General features: G+C 72.2%; 18 protein-coding genes and 1 riboswitch. Of the genes, 12 read left to right on the top strand and 6 right to left on the bottom strand.

Annotation, left to right across the window (positions count from 1 at the left end; genetic code table 11):
* The first annotated feature begins 100 nt into the window (after positions 1 to 100).
* Both ACIA6C_RS30665 and ACIA6C_RS30660 read left to right on the top strand, forming a co-directional pair.
* Positions 101 to 901 carry a carbon-nitrogen hydrolase family protein gene (locus tag ACIA6C_RS30665; protein WP_361139809.1) on the top strand — a complete coding sequence of 267 codons (801 nt, stop codon included), beginning with the start codon at positions 101 to 103 and terminating at the stop codon, positions 899 to 901.
* A gap of 69 nt (positions 902 to 970) precedes the next feature.
* The gene (locus ACIA6C_RS30660; protein WP_361139812.1) at positions 971 to 2,665 is read left to right on the top strand and encodes an NAD(P)/FAD-dependent oxidoreductase; all 1,695 of its coding nucleotides are present in this window, start codon (positions 971 to 973) and stop codon (positions 2,663 to 2,665) included.
* 97 nt (positions 2,666 to 2,762) lie between these two features.
* Here the strand turns inward: ACIA6C_RS30660 and ACIA6C_RS30655 are convergent, their stop codons facing one another.
* The 6 genes from ACIA6C_RS30655 to ACIA6C_RS30630 form a co-directional block, all read right to left on the bottom strand.
* A complete protein-coding gene (locus tag ACIA6C_RS30655; RefSeq protein ID WP_399280783.1) occupies positions 2,763 to 3,437 on the bottom strand; it encodes a DUF5995 family protein in 675 nt (224 codons plus the stop codon).
* A 76-nt stretch (positions 3,438 to 3,513) separates the two neighbouring features.
* Positions 3,514 to 4,908, bottom strand: a complete 1,395-nt coding sequence (locus ACIA6C_RS30650) for a uracil-xanthine permease family protein (RefSeq protein ID WP_399280781.1) — start codon at positions 4,906 to 4,908, stop codon at positions 3,514 to 3,516.
* A 79-nt stretch (positions 4,909 to 4,987) separates the two neighbouring features.
* Entirely contained in the window at positions 4,988 to 6,208 is a 1,221-nt protein-coding gene (locus tag ACIA6C_RS30645) for an MFS transporter (RefSeq protein WP_399280779.1), read from the bottom strand.
* 230 nt (positions 6,209 to 6,438) lie between these two features.
* On the bottom strand, positions 6,439 to 7,179 hold the full coding sequence (locus ACIA6C_RS30640) for an SDR family oxidoreductase (RefSeq protein WP_399280777.1): 741 nt from the start codon (positions 7,177 to 7,179) through the stop codon (positions 6,439 to 6,441).
* 31 nt (positions 7,180 to 7,210) lie between these two features.
* A complete protein-coding gene (locus tag ACIA6C_RS30635) occupies positions 7,211 to 8,128 on the bottom strand; it encodes an RNA polymerase sigma-70 factor (RefSeq protein WP_399280775.1) in 918 nt (305 codons plus the stop codon).
* A 72-nt stretch (positions 8,129 to 8,200) separates the two neighbouring features.
* Positions 8,201 to 10,558: a chitinase C-terminal domain-containing protein gene (locus tag ACIA6C_RS30630; protein WP_399280773.1), complete on the bottom strand. Its 2,358-nt coding sequence runs from the start codon at positions 10,556 to 10,558 to the stop codon at positions 8,201 to 8,203.
* A 321-nt stretch (positions 10,559 to 10,879) separates the two neighbouring features.
* Positions 10,880 to 11,010, top strand: a riboswitch (FMN riboswitch).
* Positions 11,011 to 11,226: 216 nt separating this feature from the next.
* On the opposite strand from ACIA6C_RS30630, the gene ribD reads away from it, so the two are divergent.
* The 10 genes from ribD to ACIA6C_RS30580 all read left to right on the top strand — a co-directional run bounded on the left by ribD (position 11,227) and on the right by ACIA6C_RS30580 (position 19,811).
* Positions 11,227 to 12,306, top strand: coding sequence for a bifunctional diaminohydroxyphosphoribosylaminopyrimidine deaminase/5-amino-6-(5-phosphoribosylamino)uracil reductase RibD (gene ribD, locus ACIA6C_RS30625; RefSeq protein ID WP_399280861.1), 1,080 nt, complete (start codon positions 11,227 to 11,229; stop codon positions 12,304 to 12,306).
* Positions 12,307 to 12,930: a riboflavin synthase gene (locus ACIA6C_RS30620; protein ID WP_361139829.1), complete on the top strand. Its 624-nt coding sequence runs from the start codon at positions 12,307 to 12,309 to the stop codon at positions 12,928 to 12,930.
* On the top strand, positions 12,927 to 13,580 hold the full coding sequence (locus ACIA6C_RS30615; RefSeq protein ID WP_366080783.1) for a nicotinamide mononucleotide transporter family protein: 654 nt from the start codon (positions 12,927 to 12,929) through the stop codon (positions 13,578 to 13,580). Before ACIA6C_RS30620 ends, ACIA6C_RS30615 begins: the two co-directional genes overlap by 4 nt.
* Positions 13,577 to 14,878, top strand: coding sequence for a bifunctional 3,4-dihydroxy-2-butanone-4-phosphate synthase/GTP cyclohydrolase II (locus ACIA6C_RS30610; protein WP_399280770.1), 1,302 nt, complete (start codon positions 13,577 to 13,579; stop codon positions 14,876 to 14,878). Before ACIA6C_RS30615 ends, ACIA6C_RS30610 begins: the two co-directional genes overlap by 4 nt.
* Positions 14,879 to 14,927: 49 nt before the next feature.
* Positions 14,928 to 15,413: a 6,7-dimethyl-8-ribityllumazine synthase gene (gene ribH / locus ACIA6C_RS30605; protein WP_007262951.1), complete on the top strand. Its 486-nt coding sequence runs from the start codon at positions 14,928 to 14,930 to the stop codon at positions 15,411 to 15,413.
* A gap of 35 nt (positions 15,414 to 15,448) precedes the next feature.
* On the top strand, positions 15,449 to 15,730 hold the full coding sequence (locus ACIA6C_RS30600) for a phosphoribosyl-ATP diphosphatase (RefSeq protein WP_190187088.1): 282 nt from the start codon (positions 15,449 to 15,451) through the stop codon (positions 15,728 to 15,730).
* A 68-nt stretch (positions 15,731 to 15,798) separates the two neighbouring features.
* Positions 15,799 to 16,647: an ATP phosphoribosyltransferase gene (hisG, locus tag ACIA6C_RS30595; RefSeq protein WP_361139838.1), complete on the top strand. Its 849-nt coding sequence runs from the start codon at positions 15,799 to 15,801 to the stop codon at positions 16,645 to 16,647.
* An 82-nt stretch (positions 16,648 to 16,729) separates the two neighbouring features.
* Positions 16,730 to 17,191 (top strand): PH domain-containing protein, encoded by a 462-nt coding sequence (locus tag ACIA6C_RS30590; RefSeq protein ID WP_361139841.1) that lies wholly within the window; start codon positions 16,730 to 16,732, stop codon positions 17,189 to 17,191.
* Positions 17,192 to 17,388: 197 nt separating this feature from the next.
* Complete coding sequence (locus tag ACIA6C_RS30585) at positions 17,389 to 18,738, top strand: hemolysin family protein (RefSeq protein WP_399280767.1); 1,350 nt, start codon at positions 17,389 to 17,391, stop codon at positions 18,736 to 18,738.
* On the top strand, positions 18,735 to 19,811 hold the full coding sequence (locus ACIA6C_RS30580; protein WP_399280765.1) for a hemolysin family protein: 1,077 nt from the start codon (positions 18,735 to 18,737) through the stop codon (positions 19,809 to 19,811). The genes ACIA6C_RS30585 and ACIA6C_RS30580 overlap by 4 nt, the downstream gene beginning before the upstream one ends.
* Positions 19,812 to 19,816: the final 5 nt, after the last annotated feature.

Below are 19,816 nucleotides of genomic sequence, written 5' to 3'. Positions count from 1 at the left end.
CGAATCGATGCTCCGAGCGCAACGGAGACGTCTTGTCGCGGTCGAACGGACGAACGTACCGTCTAAGGACAACCTCCCCACCCGTCACAGAGGTACGCCCATGCCCCCGCTGCGCACCGCTCTCCTCCAGAGCTCCGGAGTCCTCGGCGACCCCGCCGAGAACCTCAAGAGGCTCGACGAGGCCGCGGCGCGCGCCGCACAGGGCGGGGCCGGGCTCCTCGTGACCTCGGAGATGTTCCTGACCGGCTACGCGCTGGACCTCCAGGACATCCCCGGGCTCGCCGAACCGGCCGACGGCCCGTCCGCCGTCGCCATCGGCGAGATCGCCCGCCGCCACGGCGTCGCCGTCCTGTACGGCTACCCCGAGCGGGCGGACGAGGCGGTCTACAACTCCGCGCAGCTCATCGGCCCCGACGGGACCGCGCTGGCGAACTACCGCAAGACCCACCTCTTCGGCTGCTTCGAACAGGACGCCTTCACCCCCGGCGACGCCCCCGTCGTCCAGGCGGACCTGAACGGCCTCCGCGTCGGCATCATGATCTGCTACGACGTGGAGTTCCCCGAGAACGTCCGGGCCCACGCGCTCGCCGGGACCGACCTCCTCCTGGTCCCGACCGCGCAGATGCACCCGTTCCAGTTCGTCGCCGAACAGCTGGTCCCGGTACGCGCCTTCGAGAACCAGATGTACGTCGCGTACGTCAACCGGACCGGTCCCGAGGGCGAGTTCGAGTTCGTCGGCCTCAGCTGCCTGGCCAGCCCCGACGGGGTCACCCGCACCCGGGCCGGGCGCGGCGAGGAGATGGTCCTCGGCGACGTCGACCCCGAGCTGCTGCGGGTCTCGCGCGAGACCAACCCGTACCTGCGCGACCGCCGCCCGGGGCTCTACGCCTCCCTCGTCTGACCTCCCCGGGCCGCCCCCGCCCGTCCCCACCACCTGCCGCACAGTCCGTTCGCAAGGAGCCGTACCCCCATGACGTCCACGGTGCCCCCCGCCGTCCCGCACAGCGACGGACAGCCCCCGATCACCATGTTCGGTCCGGACTTCCCGTACGCGTACGACGACTTCCTCGCCCACCCGGCGGGACTCGGCCAGATACCGGCCACCGAGTTCGGCACCGAGGTCGCCGTCATCGGCGGCGGACTCTCCGGCATCATCTCCGCCTACGAGCTGATGAAGATGGGCCTCAAGCCCGTCGTCTACGAGGCGGACCAGATCGGCGGGCGGCTGCGTACCGTCGGCTTCGAGGGCGCCGGCACCGAGGGCCTGACCGCGGAGATGGGCGCCATGCGCTTCCCGCCCTCCTCCACCGCCCTGCAGCACTACATCGACCTCGTCGGCCTGGTGACGGAGCCCTTCCCGAACCCGCTCGCCGAGTCCACCCCCTCCACGGTCGTCGACCTCAAGGGCGAGACGCACTACGCCGAGACCATCGCGGACCTCCCGCAGATCTACCGCGACGTGTCCGCCGCCTGGAACGCCTGCCTGGACGAGGGCGCCGACTTCTCCGACATGAACACCGCGATGCGCGAGCGGGACGTCCCGCGCATCCGCGAGATCTGGGCCAAGCTGGTCGAGAAGCTCGACGACGAGACCTTCTACGGCTTCCTCTGCAAGTCCGAGGCCTTCCAGTCCTTCCGCAAGCGCGAGATCTTCGGCCAGGTCGGCTTCGGCACCGGCGGCTGGGACACCGACTTCCCCAACTCCATCCTGGAGATCCTGCGCGTCGTCTACACCGAGGCGGACGACCACCACCGCGGCATCGTCGGCGGCTCACAGCAGCTGCCGCTGCGCCTGTGGGAGCGCGAGCCCGAGAAGATCGTCCACTGGGCCCAGGGCACCTCGCTGTCCTCCCTGCACGACGGCACCCCGCGCCCGGCCGTGACCCGTCTGCACCGCACGGCGGGCAACCGCATCACGGTCACGGACGCCTCCGGCGACATCCGTACGTACCGGGCCGCGATCTTCACGGCGCAGTCCTGGATGCTCCTGTCGAAGATCGAGTGCGACGACACGCTGTTCCCGATCGACCACTGGACGGCGATGGAGCGCACCCACTACATGGAGAGCTCGAAGCTCTTCGTGCCGGTGGACCGCCCGTTCTGGCTGGACAAGGACGAGGAGACCGGCCGCGACGTCATGTCGATGACGCTCACGGACCGGATGACGCGCGGTACGTACCTCCTGGACAACGGCCCGGACAAGCCGGCCGTGATCTGCCTCTCGTACACCTGGTGCGACGACAGCCTCAAGTGGCTGCCCCTGTCCGCGAACGAGCGGATGGAGGTCATGCTCAAGTCCCTCGGCGAGATCTACCCCAAGGTCGACATCCGCCGTCACATCATCGGCAACCCGGTGACGGTGTCCTGGGAGAACGAGCCCTACTTCATGGGCGCGTTCAAGGCGAACCTGCCGGGCCACTACCGCTACCAGCGCCGCCTGTTCACCCACTTCATGCAGGACCGCCTCCCCGAGGACAAGCGCGGCATCTTCCTCGCGGGCGACGACATCTCCTGGACGGCGGGCTGGGCGGAGGGTGCGGTCCAGACGGCCCTCAACGCGGTCTGGGGCGTGATGCACCACCTGGGCGGCTCCACCGACTCCACCAACCCCGGCCCGGGCGATGTCTACGACGAGATCGCCCCGGTCGAACTCCCCGAGGACTAGCCCCCCGTCCGGCCCCTCGGCCCCTGATCACGGGCCGCCCCCGCGCTTCCCCCGGCGCGGCGGCGGCCCGTTCTCATGCCCGGGGCCGCCGGGCCCCTCAGGTGGCGAAGACCCGGGCCGCACGCAGACCGGGCACCGTCGGGGTCAGCAGGCACCGGCCGACCAGGCCGACGCCCGCGTCGAGGGACTCGCGGAACTCCTCGGCGAGCTCCGGGGCACCGCGCAGCGCCCACAGGAGGCGGGCCGCCGCCCAGGCGCCCGAGCGGGCCCGCTCCAGACTCCAGGAGCCGAGCAGGTGCGTCAGCGGGTCCGCGACCTCCAGCAGGTCGGGGCCGGGCATCAGGTCCTCGCGGATGCGCTCCTCCAGCGAGACCAGGACGTCCCCGACCCGGTCGAAGTCCGCTTCCAGCGCCGCCGGTTCGCAGTCCAGCCGGCGGCAGGTGGAGACCACCGCCAGGGCCAGGTCGTGGCCGATGTGCGCGTTGATCCCGGCCAGCGCGTGCTGGAGCGGGCGCACACCGGGGTGGCGCCGGTACTGGAGCAGCGGCCGCCAGCAGGCCGGGGCCCGGTCCGCTTCGACCGCCGCCAGATAGCGCTCGGCGAAGCTGACCGTCAGCGTCTGGGCCCGGCGCGGCGCAGGGAAGTCCCCGTCCCGGACGCGCCGCTGGAGCGCCTCCGTCACCGTCAGGTAGACCCGGTTGAAGACCGCGACACCGTCCCGCGCGGGCAGCCGCTCGTCCAGGGCGCGCATCCGCGCGAGCACCGCTTCCATGGGAGGCAGCGTCGCAGCCCGGACCGCCCGATCGGGGAACTTGGCCGCAGCCTTCCCCGGTTCGGGCGAAACACCGTCAACCGCGCGTGTCCCCGGGATCCTGGTCGTCGTAGGCCGAGGTGCCCGCGTCGAGCAGCGGCCGCTGCTCCTTGAGGTGCGCGGGGGCGAAGTACCGCAGCGCGTGGTACCCGCCGACCACCACGATCGTGCCCAGGGCGATGCCGCCCAGCTCGAACGAGCCGGTGATGTGCACTTTGACCCCGCCGACGCCGATGATGATGCCCGCCGCGGCCGGTACCAGGTTCAGCGGGTTGCGCAGGTCCACCCCGGCGTTCAGCCAGATCTGCGCGCCGAGCAGGCCGATCATCCCGTACAGGATCACGGTGATGCCGCCGAGCACCCCGCCGGGGATCGCCGCGACGACCGCCCCGAACTTCGGGCACAGGCCGAACAGCAGGGCGAAGCCCGCGGCCGCCCAGTACGCGGCCGTGGAGTAGACGCGGGTGGCCGCCATGACGCCGATGTTCTCGGAGTAGGTGGTGTTGGGCGGCCCGCCGAGCGCGGTGGACAGCATGGAGGCCGCGCCGTCGGCCGCGATGGCGGTGCCGAGCTTGTCGTCGAGCGGGTCGCCGGTCATCTCCCCGACGGCCTTGATGTGCCCGGCGTTCTCCGCGATCAGCGCGATGACGACCGGCAGCGCGACGAGGATCGCCGACCACTCGAAGGCCGGCGCGTGGAAGGAAGGCAACCCGATCCAGTCCGCCTTGGAGACAGCGGAGAGGTCGAGCCGCCAGTGGTCGACCGCGGGTCCGCCGCCCACCGTCGAGTGGATCTTGCCGAAGAGGAGGTCGAAGACCCAGGAGATCGCGTACCCGAAGACCAGACCGAGGAAGATCGCGATGCGGGACCAGAACCCGGGCAGGCACACCACGGCCAGTCCGGTGAAGAGCATCACCAGCAACGCCGTCCACTGGTCCTGCGGCCAGTACGTCGACGCGGTCACCGGAGCGAGGTTGAAGCCGATCAGCATCACCACGGCGCCCGTGACCACCGGCGGCATCGCCGCGTGGATGACCCGGGCCCCGAACCGCTGCACGGCGAGGCCCGCGAGGAAGAGCGCCGCGCCGACCACGAACACCGCGCCCGTGACGACGGCGCTGTCCCCGCCGCCCGCGCGGATCGCGGCGGCGACGCCCACGAAGGAGAGGGAGCAGCCCAGGTACGACGGCACCCGGCCGCGCGTCGCCAGCAGGAACACGACGGTCGCGACGCCCGACATCATGATGGCGAGGTTGGGGTCCAGGCCCATCAGGACCGGTGCGACGAAGCTCGCGCCGAACATCGCCACCACGTGCTGGGCGCCGAGCCCCACGGTACGCGGCCACGACAGCCGCTCGTCCGGCCGCACCACCGCGCCGGGAGCGGGGGTCCGCCCGTCCCCGTGCAGGGTCCAGCCCACGCCGAAGCCCATGTCCACCACTTCCGTTCCGCCGGCCGGTCACCGATATCGGCTGCAGCCGGTCAACCACCCGCGCGAGCCAGCGGACATCCTACGGCCGGGTGGCGGCCGGTTCGTCCTGATCGGCGGGGCCGCGCCCGCCCTCGTCCGCCGGGCCGCGCCGCAGCACCGCCGCCCCCGCGACCAGGGCGAACGCCAGGAGCGTGACCAGCCCGAACGACACCACCAGCGAGGTCGCGTCCGCCACCGCCCCGATCGCCGACGGCGCGATCAGGCCCGAGGTGTACGTGATCGTCGCCACCCCGGCGATGGCCTGCGCCGGAGCGGGCCCGCTGCGCGCGGCGGCGGCGAAGGCCAGTGGCACGACCACCGCGATACCGAGCCCGATCAGGGCGAATCCCGCCAGGGCCCCCGCGGGATGCCGGACGGCGACCACCGACAGGCCGCCCGCGGTGGCCAGTACGCCGCCCGCCCGCACGGTGCGCACCGGGCCGAAGCGGTCCACCACCCGGTCCCCGGCGAGCCGTGCGACGGCCATGGTCAGCGCGAACGCGGTGGTGCAGGCGGCCGCGAGGCCCGCGTCGGTGTGCAGGACGTCGCGCAGGTAGACGGCGGACCAGTCCAGGCCCGCGCCCTCGGCGAAGACGGCGCAGAACCCCACCGCGCCGATGAGCAGCGCCGACCTGGGCGGCAGCGTGAAGTGCGGCGGCGCCTCGGCCTCGGCGTCGCCGCGCGGGTCCAGGACCCCCCGTACGGCGACCAGCCCGGCCGCCGTCAGGGCGAGCGCGGCCAGGAGGTGGTGCAGCCGGGCATCGGTACCCGAGTGCGCGGCGACCGTACCGGCCGCCGAGCCGATCAGGGCCCCCACGCTCCACATGCCGTGCAGGGAGGACATGATCGAGCGGCCGAGCCGGTCCTCCGTCTCCACGCCGAGCGCGTTCATCGCCACGTCGGCCATGCCGGAGGTGGCGCCGTAGACGAACAGGGCGCCGCAGAGGGCGAGCAGGCCGGGGGCGAGACCCGGCAGGACCAGGGACGCGGTCCACAGGGCCAGCAGACCGCGCAGCGCGCCGCGGGCCCCGAACCGGTGGCTGATCCGGCCGGCCAGCGGCATCGCCAGGGCGGCGCCGAGGGCGGGGAAGGCGAGCGCCAGGCCCAGCGTGCCGGCGCTGAGTCCGGCGTGCTCCTGGATCCAGGGGATGCGGGTGGCGAACGAGCCGGTGACCGCGCCGTGGACGCAGAAGACGGCGGCGATCGCGAGCCGGGCGCCGCGCAGGCGGGTGGGGGTGAGGTCGTTGTCCCCGGTCGTCATGCCGACAACCTACCGGTGGTGTGCGGCGCGACGACCGGGCCCGGTGCCCGGCCCCGGCCCGGGGGGCGGCATCCGGCGCGCGGCGCCGCGTCGTGAGCGGCCCCGGCCGCACCGGGCTGTGCCCCGCACCCCGCACCCCGCACCCCGCACCCCGCACCCCGCACCCCGCACCCCGCACCCCGCACCCCGCACCTCATGCTCCCCCCGCCGCACCTCGATCACCGGCGGGGCTAGACCCGCGCCGTTTCCAGGTACTCCTCGAAGCTCTGGCGGCCCACCGCGTGGGTCGGGGCCAGGTGGCCGCCGCGGCGGAAGGCCGCGTAGGCCTTGCCCGCCAGGGGGACGTCGAGCACGCGGCGCCGGCGACCCGTCGCCGCGAGGCCCGCGCGGGCCAGGTCCGTCAGCGACCGGATCTCGGGGCCGCCCATGTCCGGCACCCGTCCGGCCGGCTCCGGCACCGCCAGTTCCACGAGCCGGTCCGCTACCTCCCCGACCGCGATCGGCTGCATCCGCACCCCCTTGGGCACCGGCACCACCGGCAGCTTCCCCATCGCGTTCACCACCTGCGCCACCAGGTCGTGGAACTGGGTCGTCCGCAGGATCGTGAGACCCAGCCCCGACTCCTCCAGCATCCGTTCCACCTTGAACTTCGTCACGTAGTAGCCGTACGGCACCACATCCACCCCGACGATCGAGATGTAGACGATGTTGGTGACCGTCCCCGCCCGCCGGGCCGCCTCGATCAGGTGCCCGGCCGCCACGTCGTCACCGCCACGCGGCGAGCTCGCGCAGTGCACGACGACCTCGACGCCCGCCATCGCCGCGTCCAGCCCGCTGCCGTCCCGGAGGTCGACGGGGTACTCCTTCGCGTGCCGGCTCAGGACGCGGACCTCGTGGCCCGCGTCCCGCAGCCGGGTGACGACGAGCGTCCCGAGGGTGCCGGTGCCTCCGGTGACCAGGATCGTGCTCATGATGGTGTCTTCCTTCCCGGTAAAGGTGTCTTCACCAGCCGGGACCGGACAGCCTCCCCGGATGTGACAGCTGCCGCCGCAGGAATTCCAGCTTCTCGGGGTTCAGGACCGCCCGCATGCCGGTCACCAGCCCGTCCGGGCCGTCCCCGAACTCCACGACGAGCACCGCCACCTCGCCGAAGACCAGCGCGGGCATCCCGTTGACCTCCGCGAGGGCGACCGGCAGGTCCGCCGCGTACTTGTCCAGGACGCCGACCAGGAAGCGGGCCACCTTGTCCCGGCCCACGACCGGCCGCCGGGCCGCGCTGACCACCCCGCCGCCGTCCGACACCAACCGCGCGTCGGCGCTCAGCAGGGTCTCCAGCCGCGCCACGTCACCGTTGCGCGCCGCCGCCATGAAGGTGTCCACCAGGCCCTGCCACTGCTGCGGGTCCGGCCGGAAGCGCGGACGCGGGGCCTCCACGCGCTGGGCCGCGCGCCGGTACAGCTGGCGGGAGTTGGCCTCGGTGATCTCGAGCAGCCCCGCGATCTCCCGGTGCCCGTAGGCGAAGGCCTCGCGCAGCACGTACACCGCCCGCTCCACCGGCGTGAGCTGCTCCAGCAGCACCAGCAGGGCCATGGAGACGCTGTCCCGGCGCTCGGCCGAGTCCAGCGGGCCGAGCGTGCCGTCCGAGGTGAGCACCGGTTCCGGGAGCCAGGGGCCGACGTACTCCTCGCGCCGGGCCCGGGCCGAGGTCAGCCGGTTCAGGCACAGGCGGGTCACGGTCTTGGCGAGCCAGGCGCCGGGGTGCTCGACGTCGCTCCGGTCGGCCGCGCTCCAGCGCAGGTACGCGTCCTGGACGGTGTCCTCGGCCTCGTGCGCCGAGCCCAGCATCCGGTAGGCGATGCCGAACATCCGGCCCCGGTGTTCTTCGAAGTCGGCCGCGGAGGCGGCTGCAGGCGTGCTCACGTCAGCAGCGTACGCGGCAGGACCCGGTGGCCGCCGGGCCACCGGGTCCTGACCGTCACTCACCTGCGGTGGTCAGCAGGCGCCCTGGTCCTTCCAGACGCCCCAGTCGCCCGTGGTGCCGGGTTCCTCGTTCTGCGTCCACCACTGGGCCTTCCAGGTGTGGCCCTTGTGGGAGACGAGGTTCCCGCTGGTGTAGACCGTGCCCGCTACGTACGCCGGAGCGGTGCAGGTACCACCCGGGGGAGTGGTCGGCGGGGTGGTCGGCGGGGTGGTCGGCGGGGTCGTGGGCGGGGTGGTCGGGGGCTGGGGGGTGCCCGGCTCGACCACCGTCGTGCCGCGCGCCAGGTCACCGGCGAGGGCGTAGGTGGTGCCGGAGATGTTCACCGTCCAGTTGGAGGGGGTGGACACCGGCAGGTAGTAGTTGAACGCCAGGTCCACCGAGGCGCCGGGAGCCAGCGTCTGCCAGGCCGGGAGTTTCAGCGAGACCCGCTGGAAGTCGCCCTTGAGGCCGCCGATGTTGTTGCCGCCGTGGCCGGTGCTGATCACCTTGGTGCCGAAGCCGGACTGGTCCGAGGCGTTGGCCGGGGCGGAGGTCCCGTAGTCGAACTGGAACTCGGTGCCGCCGGGCAGCGTGGTCTTCGTGTTGTTGGTGATCTTGAGCTTGGGGGTGATCGGGTAGTTGGAGTCGCCCAGCTTGAAGTCGGTGAACTCCGTCCTGATGTCCACGGCCTGTGCGGGCAGCGCGGCGCCGGCCGTCTTCGCCCCGTACGGCGCGGCCGACTTGAACTTCTCGTACATCGTCGTGGTGAGCGTGTCACCCATCTCGTACTGGCCCTTGGCGGCGTTGTAGCCGTAGTCGCCCGCCAGTTCCCAGACCATCGTGCCGCCGATGCCCTTGCCGACCACGTAGTCGGCCTTGGCGGCGACGGACTGTTCGTCCTCCGTCGACAGGAACACCTTCTTCTGGTCGTTCCACAGCCACGGCGCCACCAGCGTGGAGTCGTACTTGCGGAGGTAGGTGCCGGTCAGCGTGGTGTTCGCGGGGAAGCCGTACGTGGTGACGTAGTCGCCCACTACGCCCTTCTCCAGGTTCTTCGCGTGCCACATCGGGTTGGAGCCCGCCGGGGACTCCTTGCCCGCCGTGTCCAGGTCGTGCCAGAGGTTGTCGATGCCGACCGCGCCGTCGCCGCACTTGGTCAGTCCCGCCCCGGCCGGACAGCTCGTGGCCGGGGCCTTGCCCCACAGGCCGTCCGTGCCGCCCTGCACGTTCTTGAAGCCGCGGGTGTAGTACGGCAGGCCCATGTTGATGCGGCCGGCGGGCATCGAGCCGCGGAAGTAGTGGTAGGCCCAGTCCGCGTTCAGGTAGCCGATGCCGCCGTACTGGGAGGTGGAGTAGACGCCCGCGGCGGCCAGTTCGCCGTCCTTGCCGTCGTCGAAGAGCGAGGCGTTGGGGCCGACGTACTCGTTCCAGGCGCCGTGCAGGTCGTAGGACATGATGTTGACGTAGTCCAGGTACTTCTGCACCTGGAAGGTCTCCATGCCCCGCAGCAGGTAGCCGGAGGAGGGGGCGGCGACCGAGAGCAGGTAGTGCCTGCCGTCGGCGGCGCCCGCGCGGTCGAGCCTCTCGCGCAGCGACTTCATCAGCGCGGCGTAGCCCTTGACGAGTCCCGCCCGGCGGGCGTTGGAGAGCTGCCAGTCCAGCGGGTTGCCGGCGTCCTTCATCGTCGTCGGGTACTCGTAGTCGATGTCGACACCGTTGAAGCCGTACGTGCGGATGAACGCGACGGAGGAGTCGGCGAAGGTGTCGATGCCGGCCTGGTTGACGGAGCCGTCGGCGTTGGTGGCCATGGAGTAGAAGCCGCCGGAGGCGACCCGGTTGCCGTCGTCGCCGAAGTAGCCGCCGGTCTCCGCCCAGCCGCCCACCGAGATCAGCGTCTTGACGTTCGGGTACTGCTTCTTGAATTTGTTCAGCAGGTTGAAGTGGCCCTTGTAGGGGAGGGCCGGGTCCATCTCGGCTCCGGCGACGCCGGGCCAGGTCATCCCGGTGGCGGCGTTGCCGGCGTTGTCCGCGCCGACGGAGATCTTGTTGTCGGAGCCGACGTGGGCGAAGGCGTAGTTCACGTGGGTGACCTTGGACCACGGGACGTCGGTGGCGAGGTAGGCGGGGGTGCCGTCCTTGCCGGTGCGCCAGCCGGTGAAGTAGCCGATGACGCGCCGCTGGTGGTCCGCGCCCATCTTCTCGCGGCCCTGGGCGTCGTAGACCGAGCAGTACGGGACGTCGACACCGGGCGTCGTGTACAGCCCGTCGGGGCGGCAGCCCTGGTTGTCGGCGGCTTGGGAGACGCCCGTCGAGAGCCCGGCGACCAGGAGTCCGGCGATCGCGGCGCCGGATGCCAGGAGCATCGCTCTCGTACGTGTGGGGGACGGCATGGTGCCTCCTGGGGAGGGGAGGATGGCGGGACACGACCTGGGCAGCGTGGGGCAACGTGCAAAGTGGTGACGCTGGTTGGCCCGTGGCGTGCGCACGCCGACGGACCGCCTCCCGGGGAAGATGAAGGGAACGTTAAGAGGACTAGACCACCGCGTCAATAGGTCTGGACCAAAGCGGGCTCCGGGGTTCTGGCGGGCGCGTGCCGCGCCGGCGGTGGCGCAATAGAGGCGCTCAAGAACGGCCGGTTTGTGAGCCAGGCCACAGCTCTTCGCCCACATGGCCGCAGATCGGCCGTGGCACACTGGCCCTAGTACCAGTAGCAGCGCACTCCGGGGTCGGTGAAATTCCGAACCGGCGGTTATAGTCCGCGACCCGTCCGCAGCCAGCGGCCGGTTGACCAGGTGAAATTCCTGGACCGACGGTTAAAGTCCGGATGGGAGGCAGTGCGCGGCGGGCCAGTCACCGGTACGCCGCCGTCGGCGGTCCATCGGGCGCATCCCACGGGATGCCGCCGAGGGGACCCGCTTTCCGGCCCCGGCGTCCCCGCGTGTGCTTCCCGCTTCATCTGTCGTATCCCGACAGGCCCCGGAGTCCGTGCCCGATGAGGCAGGAGGACCCGGTGGCGACAGACGCCGCGCAGACCGCACCCGAGACGGGTGCCGCCGCCATGCGCCGTGCGATCGCCCTCGCGGCCCGCGGCCTCGGCCACACCAGCCCCAACCCCGTCGTCGGCTGCGTCATCACCGACGCCGCCGGAACGGTCGTCGGCGAGGGCTGGCACCAGCGGGCCGGCGGCCCGCACGCCGAGGTCCACGCCCTGCGGGCCGCGGGACCCGCTGCCCGCGGCGGAACCGCCTACGTCACCCTGGAGCCCTGCAACCACACCGGACGCACCGGTCCCTGTGCGCAGGCCCTCCTCGAAGCGGGCGTCGCCCGCGTCGTCTACGCCGTCCCCGACCCGAACCCGCAGGCCAGCGGAGGCGCAGCCACCCTGCGCGCGGCCGGGGTCGAGACCGAGGGCGGCTTCCTGGAGGCCGAGGCCGAGGCGGGCAACACCGCCTGGCTGACCTCCGTACGCCTGGGCCGCCCCCACGTCACCTGGAAGTACGCCGCCACCCTCGACGGCCGCAGCGCCGCCGCCGACGGCAGCAGCCGCTGGATCACCTCCCCCGAGTCCCGCGCCGACGTCCACCGGCTGCGCGCCGAGGCCGACGCCGTCCTCGTCGGCGGCGGAACCCTGCGCGCCGACGACCCGCACCTCGCCGTACGCGGCGTCGAAGGAGCCACCCAGCCGCTGCGCGTCGCCCTCGACACGCACGCCGCCCTCCTGCCCGGAGCCCGCATCCTCGACGACGCGGCCCCGACCCTGCTCGTCGTCGCCGAGGACGCCGACACCCGGCACCTACCCGGCGTCGACCTGCTCCGGCTGCCCCTGCACGACGGGCGCCTTCCCGTCCTCGGGCTCCTCACGGCCCTTCACGCCCGGGGGGTGCGCTCCGTGTTCCTCGAAGGCGGCCCCTCCCTGGCGGGCGCCTTCCTCGAAGCCGGGGCCGTCGACCGCGTCGTCGGCTACCTCGCCCCGGCCCTGCTCGGCTCCGGCCCCGCGGCCCTCGCCGACGCCGGCATCACCACGATCGCCCGTGCGGTGCGCCTCGACATCACCGAGGCCGTCCGCGTCGGCGCCGACCTGCGCATCACCGCCGTCCCCACCACCGCCGTCCCCACCACCGCCCCCAAGGAGCACTGAGTGTTCACCGGAATCGTCGAAGAACTGGGCGAGGTCACCGCCGTCGAGCAGCTCGCCGAAGCCTCGCGCTTCCGCCTGCGCGGCCCCCTCGTCACCGAGGGCGCGAAGCACGGCGACTCCATCGCCGTCAACGGCGTCTGCCTGACCGTCGTGGAGACCGCGGACGGCGAGTTCACCGCCGACGTCATGCAGGAGACGCTGAACCGCTCCAGCCTCGGCGCCCTGGCCAAGGGCTCGCGGGTCAACCTGGAGCGTCCGATGGCGCTCGGCGGACGCCTCGGCGGCCACCTGGTCCAAGGACACGTGGACGGCACCGGCGAGATCCTCTCGCGCACCCCCTCCGAGCACTGGGAGATCGTCAAGGTCGCCCTGCCGGCGAACCTGTCCCGCTACGTCGTGGAGAAGGGCTCCATCACCGTCGACGGCGTCAGCCTCACCGTCGTGGAGGCCGCCGCCGACTGGTTCACGGTCAGCCTCATCCCGACCACCCTCGCCCTGACCACGCTCGGCCTCAAGCAGCCCGGCGACCCGGTCAACCTGGAGGTCGACGTCCTCGCCAAGTACGTCGAACGCCTGCTGGCCGCCGGAGTGGACCCGCTGCGCACCGAAGGAGAAGCCCAGTGAGCGCCCTGACCTGGCTCAACACCGAGGCCTTCGAGATCGTCGGCCAGAAGGTCATCTGGTCCGACATGATCGGCAACCTGATGGGCCTGGCCGCTCTCGCGCTCGGCTGGCGCCGTTCCATCTGGACCTGGCCCGCCCAGCTCCTGTCCGGCCTCATCCTGATCGCCGCCTACGCCTCCGCCCACCTCTCCGGCGGTGTCGGCAAGCAGCTCCTGGTCATCGGCGTGGCCGTGTGGGGCTGGCGCGCCTGGCAGCGCGGCAGGCAGCAGGCCCAGGACGGCTCCATCGCCGTACGCACCGCCACCTGGCGCGAGCGCGGCCTGCTCCTCGCCGGAGCGGCCCTCGGCACCCTCGCCGTGGGCGGCCTCTTCACCTTGTTCCCGAACCTGTCGTGGAGCCCCTGGGCCGACGCCTACATCTTCGTCGGCACGATCGTGGCGATGGTCGCCCAGGCCCGCGGCCTGGTCGAGTTCTGGGTCGCCTGGCTCCTCGTCGACCTCGTCGGCGTCCCGCTCGCCTTCACGGGCGGCCTGGCCTTCTCCGGCCTCGTCTACGTCGTCTACTTCGCGCTCGTCCTGTGGGGCGCGTACGACTGGTACCAGCGCTCGCGCACCACCACCGCCCCGGCCCTCGAAGGAGCAACGGCATGACCACCCTCAAGCCCGTGCCGGACATGCCCGAAGGCCTCCCCGCGCAGACGTTCCGCCTCGACCCCGTCGAGCAGGCCGTCCGCGACATCGCGGCGGGCCGCCCGGTCGTCGTCGTCGACGACGAGGACCGCGAGAACGAGGGGGACCTCGTCATCGCCGCCGAGAAGGCCACCCCCGAGATCATCGCGTTCATGATGAGCGAGTGCCGCGGCCTGATCTGCGCGCCCATGGAGGGGCCCGAGCTGGACCGGCTCGAACTTCCCCAGATGGTCCAGCACAACACCGAGTCGATGAAGACCGCCTTCACCGTCTCCGTCGACGCGAGCGCCGCCCACGGCGTCAGCACCGGCATCTCCGCAGCCGACCGCGCCACCACCCTGCGGCTGCTGGCCGCCGGCACCTGCGAACCCTCGGACTTCGTCCGCCCCGGCCACATCTTCCCGCTGCGCGCCAAGGCCGGCGGCGTCCTGGTCCGCAACGGCCACACCGAGGCCGCCGTCGACCTCGCTCGACTCGCGGGCCTGCGCCCGGCCGGCGCCATCGTGGAGATCGCCGGCGAGGACGGCGTGATGCTGCGGCTGCCCGAGCTGATCCCCTTCGCCCGCAAGCACGGACTGACGATCATCTCCATAGAGGATCTGATCGCCTACCGCCGCTCCGCCGAGCCGACCGTGCGCCGCGAGGCCGAGGTCAACCTCCCGACCGCCTTCGGCACGTTCACGGCCTACGGCTACCGCTCCACCGTCGACGGGGTCGAGCACGTCGCCCTCGTCCACGGCGAGGTCGGCGACGGCAGGGACATCCTGGTCCGCATGCACTCCGAGTGCCTGACCGGCGACATCTTCCAGTCCCAGCGCTGCGACTGCGGCCCGCAGCTGCACGCCTCCATGGCCCGCATCCAGGCCGAGGGCTGCGGCGTGGTCGTGTACCTGCGCGGCCACGAGGGCCGCGGCATCGGGCTGCTGTCCAAGCTGCGCGCGTACGAACTCCAGGAGCGCGGCCGCGACACCCTGGACGCCAACCTGGAGCTGGGCCTGCCGGCCGACGCCCGCGACTACGGTGCCGGCGCGCAGATCCTCGGCGACCTCGGCGTCCACAGCGTGCGGCTGCTCACCAACAACCCCGACAAGGCGGACGCCCTCGTCGGCCACGGCATCGCCGTCGCCGGCCGGGAGCCGATGCCGATCGAGGCGGGCGAGCACAACCTGCGGTACCTGCGCACCAAGCGCGACCGGATGGGCCACGACCTGCCCTGGCTGGAGGGTCCCGTGACCACCTCCGCCTGCGGCAACCAGTAACACCGTCACCACCCCGACCACCCACGTACCACCAACGAGGAGCAGAGCTGTGAGCGGCAAGGGCGCACCCGAACTGAGCGTGAAGAACTGCGGCGACCTGCGGGTCGCCGTGATCGCGGCCCAGTGGCACGAGAAGGTCATGGACGGGCTGGTCGACGGCGCCCTGCGGGCCCTGCACGAGCTGGGCATCGACGAGCCCACCCTGCTGCGCGTCCCCGGCAGCTTCGAGCTGCCGGTCGTGGCGAAGGTACTGGCCGGTCGCGGCTACGATGCCATCGTCGCCCTCGGTGTGGTCATCCGCGGCGGCACCCCGCACTTCGACTACGTCTGCCAGGGCGTCACCCAAGGCCTGGTACAGGTGTCGATCGACACCGGAGTCCCCGTCGGCTTCGGCGTCCTGACCTGCGACAACGACGAGCAGGCGCTGGACCGCGCCGGGCTTGAGGGGTCGAACGAGGACAAGGGGCACGAAGCGGTCACCGCCGCCGTCTCCACCGCCATGACCCTGCGGACCGTCAGCGAACCCTGGCGCTGAGTGGCGGCGGGGGACCCCTTATTCTGAGGACCATCATGGCGAACAAACCCTCCAAGAGCTTCGAAGAGCTCTTCACCGAGCTCCAGCTCAAGGCCGCCAACGGCGACCCCAGCTCCTCCCGCACCGCCGAGCTCGTCGGCAAGGGCGTCCATGCCATCGGCAAGAAGGTCGTCGAGGAGGCCGCCGAGGTCTGGATGGCCGCCGAGTACGAGGGCAAGGAAGCCGCCGCCGAGGAGATCTCCCAGCTGCTCTACCACGTCCAGGTGATGATGGTGGCGCGCGGGATCTCCCTCGACGACGTCTACGCGCACCTCTAGCCCGGAGCTCTCGCGCGGGCCCCCCGCCCGCACCACTCTTTCGCACCTACGCACCCAAGGAAGCCCCCATGCTGCGCATCGCCGTCCCCAACAAGGGTTCACTCTCCGGACCGGCGTCGGCGATGCTCCATGAGGCCGGCTACCGGATGCGCAAGGAGTCCAAGGAGCTCGTGGTCGTCGACCCCGAGAACGAGGTGGAGTTCTTCTACCTCCGCCCCAAGGACATCGCGATCTACGTGTCCTCCGGCAAGCTCGACATCGGCATCACCGGCCGGGACCTGCTGCTGGACTCCGGCGCCAGCGCCGAGGAGATCCTGCCGCTGAACTTCGGCCGGTCCACCTTCCGCTACGCCACCCTTCCCGGCACCGCGAAGGGCCCCGAGGACTTCACCGGGATGACGATCGCGACCTCGTACGAGGGAATCGTCGCCAAGCACCTCGCCGAGAAGGGCATCGACGCCTCCGTCGTCCACCTCGACGGCGCGGTCGAGACCGCCATCCAGCTCGGCGTCGCCCAGATCATCGCGGACGTCGTGGAGACCGGCACCAGCCTGCGCAACGCCGGCCTGGAAGTCATCGGCGAGCCGATCCTCACCTCCGAAGCGGTCGTCATCCGCGGCAACGGCACCGACCCGCAGGACCCGCAGGCCCAGCAGTTCCTGCGCCGCCTCCAGGGCGTCCTGGTGGCCCGCAGCTACGTGATGATGGACTACGACTGCCGCGCCGAGCACCTGGAGCGCGCGGTCGCCCTCACCCCCGGCCTGGAGTCGCCGACCGTCTCCCCGCTGCACAACGAGGGCTGGGTCGCGGTGCGCGCCATGGTTCCCGCCAAGGAAGCCCAGCGGATCATGGACGACCTGTACGAGCTCGGCGCGCGCGCCATCCTCACCACCTCGATCCACGCCTGCCGTCTCTGACACCCCGCCCGTCTCCGACACCCCACCCCGTCACGGACACCCCGCCGCCATTGCCGGCACCTCGCAGAACCGAGCGCACACCATGGCCGACGCCGCCGCCCAGCCCGAACCGCCCGCCCTGCCGGTCACCTTCCGGCCGACCCGCACGAGGGCCGTCCTGCTGGGCGCCGGCCTCGCCATCTTCGTCACCATCACGGCGATCGCCCTGCTGCTGGACCTGCACCCCGGCGAGCGGATCAGCTTCGTGTTCACCGCGGTCCTGCTCAGCTCCGTCCTCGTCCTGCTCAGCCGCCCCAAGGTGGTCGCGGACGAGGCCGGCGTCACCGTCGTCAACCTCACCCGCACCCGCCGCCTGGAGTGGGCGCAGATCCTGCGGGTGAACCTCCGTCCGGGCGACCCCTGGGTCTTCCTCGACCTGAACGACGGCACCAGCCTGCCCGTCCTCGGCATCCAGCCCGGCATCGCCAAGGCCCGGGCCATCGGCGACGCGCGCACCCTGCGCGCGCTGGCCGAAAGCCGCGGAACCGGTGCAAAGGGCCACTGAGCCCGGGCATCCCCGCTGCGTCCCATTGCGGCGGCGATCCCAATGACTACCCTGGTGGCGGGGCGCAGCCGTGCGCCCTCCCACCGGCCCCGGGACCCCGTGGCCCGTGGGCAACTGCGACCTGAGGAGTGACTCCCTCCAGCAATGGACGGATCGTCCGGTAGTACCCGCGCCGCCCTCCCCGTGGAGGCGGCGGCATGACCACCCCGCTACTCCTTCTCGTGGCGGCATTCGCCCTGATCCTCGCCAACGGCTTCTTCGTGGCGGCCGAGTTCGGCCTCGTCACCGTGGAACGGCCCGAGGCCGAACGCGCCGCGGCCGACGGCGACCGCCGTGCCCGCAGGGTCGTCAGCGCCCTGCGCGAGCTGTCCTTCCAGCTCTCCGGCACCCAGCTCGGCATCACCATCACCTCCCTGGTCGTCGGCATGCTCGCCGAACCGGCCCTCGCGGCCCTGCTGTCCGGTCCGCTCGCGGCCACCGGCCTGCCCGCGAGAGCCGTCTCCGGCGCCGCCGTCGTCATCGGCATGCTGCTCGCCTCGGCCGTCCAGATGGTCGTCGGCGAACTCGTCCCGAAGAACTGGGCGGTCTCGCGCCCGCTCCAGGTGGCCCGGTTCGTCGCCGGACCGCAGCAGTCCTTCTCCCGGGCCTTCAGGCCGGTCATCGCGGCCCTCAACGCCGTGGCGAACCGTCTCGTACGGGCGCTCGGCGTCGAGCCGGCCGAGGAGATGGCCTCCGCCCGCACCCCCGGCGAACTGGTCTCCCTGGTCCGCCATTCGGCGCAGGCCGGCGCCCTGGAGCAGGACACCGCCGACCTGTTCGTACGGACCCTGTCCCTGGGCGGGCTCACCGCCCAGCACGTCATGACACCCCGGGTGAAGGTCAGCGCCCTGATGCACACGGCCACCGCGGCCGACGTGCTCAACCTGACCCGGGCCACCGGCCTGTCCCGTTTCCCGGTCTACCGCGAGCGCATCGACGAGGTCACCGGCGTCGTCCACCTCAAGGACGCCCTCGCCGTACCCGAGGCGGAGCGCGCGCGCACCACCGTGACCCGCATCTGCGTCGCCCCGCTGCTGGTGCCCGGCTCGCTGCCGGTGCAGCCGCTGCTGGAGCGGCTGCGCAGTGAACAGCCGATGGCCGTCGTCGTGGACGAGTACGGCGGCACCGCCGGTGTCGTCACCCTGGAGGACATCGTGGAGGAACTCGTCGGCGAGGTCCGCGACGAACACGACCTCGCGGAGGACGACAGCCCCGAGCTGGCGGCCGTTCCCGCGGAGGACGGCCGCCCGTCCTGGGAGGCCGACGGAAGCTGCCGCGTGCACACCCTGCGCCGGATAGGCCTGGAGGTACCCGAAGGCCCGTACGAGACCGTCGCCGGGCTCGTCGCCGACCTGCTCGGCCGGATCCCGGCCCCCGGGGACCGTGCCGAACTCCCCGGCTGGAGGCTGTCCGTCCGCCAGGTGCGCCGCTACCGGGCCGAACGGGTCCGGCTCGTACGCACCGCCCCGCTCACCGCCCCCGCCGAACTCGAGGCGGTCGGCCGGTGAACGCGCTCCAACTGCTCTTCGCCCTGCTGCTCGTCCTGGCCAACGGTTTCTTCGTCGGCGCCGAGTTCGCCCTGGTCTCCGTACGCCGCAGCCAGATCGAACCCCTCGCAGCCGGCTCCAAGCGGGCGCGCCAGGTGCTGCACGGCCTGGAGAACCTGCCCCGCATGATGGCCGCCGCGCAGTTCGGGATCACCCTGTGCTCGCTGACGCTCGGCGCCGTCGCCGAACCCACCGTGGCCCGGCTGCTGGAGCCCCTCTTCGAGGCCGTCCACGTCCCGCAGGGCCTGGTCCACCCGCTCGGCTACGCCGTCGCGCTCGCCGCGGTGGTCTTCCTCCACCTGGTCATCGGCGAGATGGTCCCCAAGAACCTGGCCATGGCCGCCCCCGAGAAGACCGCCCTGTGGTTCAGTCCCGGCCTGGTCGCCTTCGCCCGCCTGTGCGGGCCGGTGACCACCGCGCTCGGCGCCTGCGCCGCCTTCGTCCTGCGGCTCTTCAAGGTCGAGCCCAAGGACGAGGTCGAGGCCGTGTACACCAGCGCCCAGCTCGGCCGGCTCCTCAAGGACTCCCGGCAGGCCGGGCTCCTGGAGCCGGTCGAACAGGAGCGCCTGGAGGACGCGCTGGAGCTGGGCACCCGCCCCGTCACCGACGTACTCCTCGCCCGGGACCGGCTCGTCACCGTCGGCCCCGACGTCACACCGCGGCAGATCGAACAGCTGACCGTGCGGACGGGCTACTCGCGTTTCCCCGTCCGCTCGGGCAACGGCGCCTTCATGGGCTACCTGCACGTCAAGGACGTCCTGGACCTGGAGGAGCGGGAGCGGGCCGTGCCGCAGCGGGTCTGGCGCCGGATGACGACCCTGTCCTCCACGCTCCCGCTGGACGACGCCTTGACCGTCATGCGCCGCGACGCCACCCACCTGGCGCAGGTCGCCGGCCCGGGCGGCCGGGTGCTGGGCCTGGTCGCCATGGAGGACGTCCTGGAGATGCTGGTCGGCGAGGTCCGCGACCCCGCCCACCGCACGCCTCCGCAGGCCCGCAAGGCCCCCGCCCCGGAAGACGTCATGGCCGGCTGACCCCG

Source organism: Streptomyces sp. NPDC051578, assembly GCF_044454045.1.
Lineage (GTDB): Bacteria > Actinomycetota > Actinomycetes > Streptomycetales > Streptomycetaceae > Streptomyces.
The sequence above is the reverse complement of the archived record's forward strand: the minus strand, read 5'-3'. Positions and strand labels throughout refer to the sequence as shown.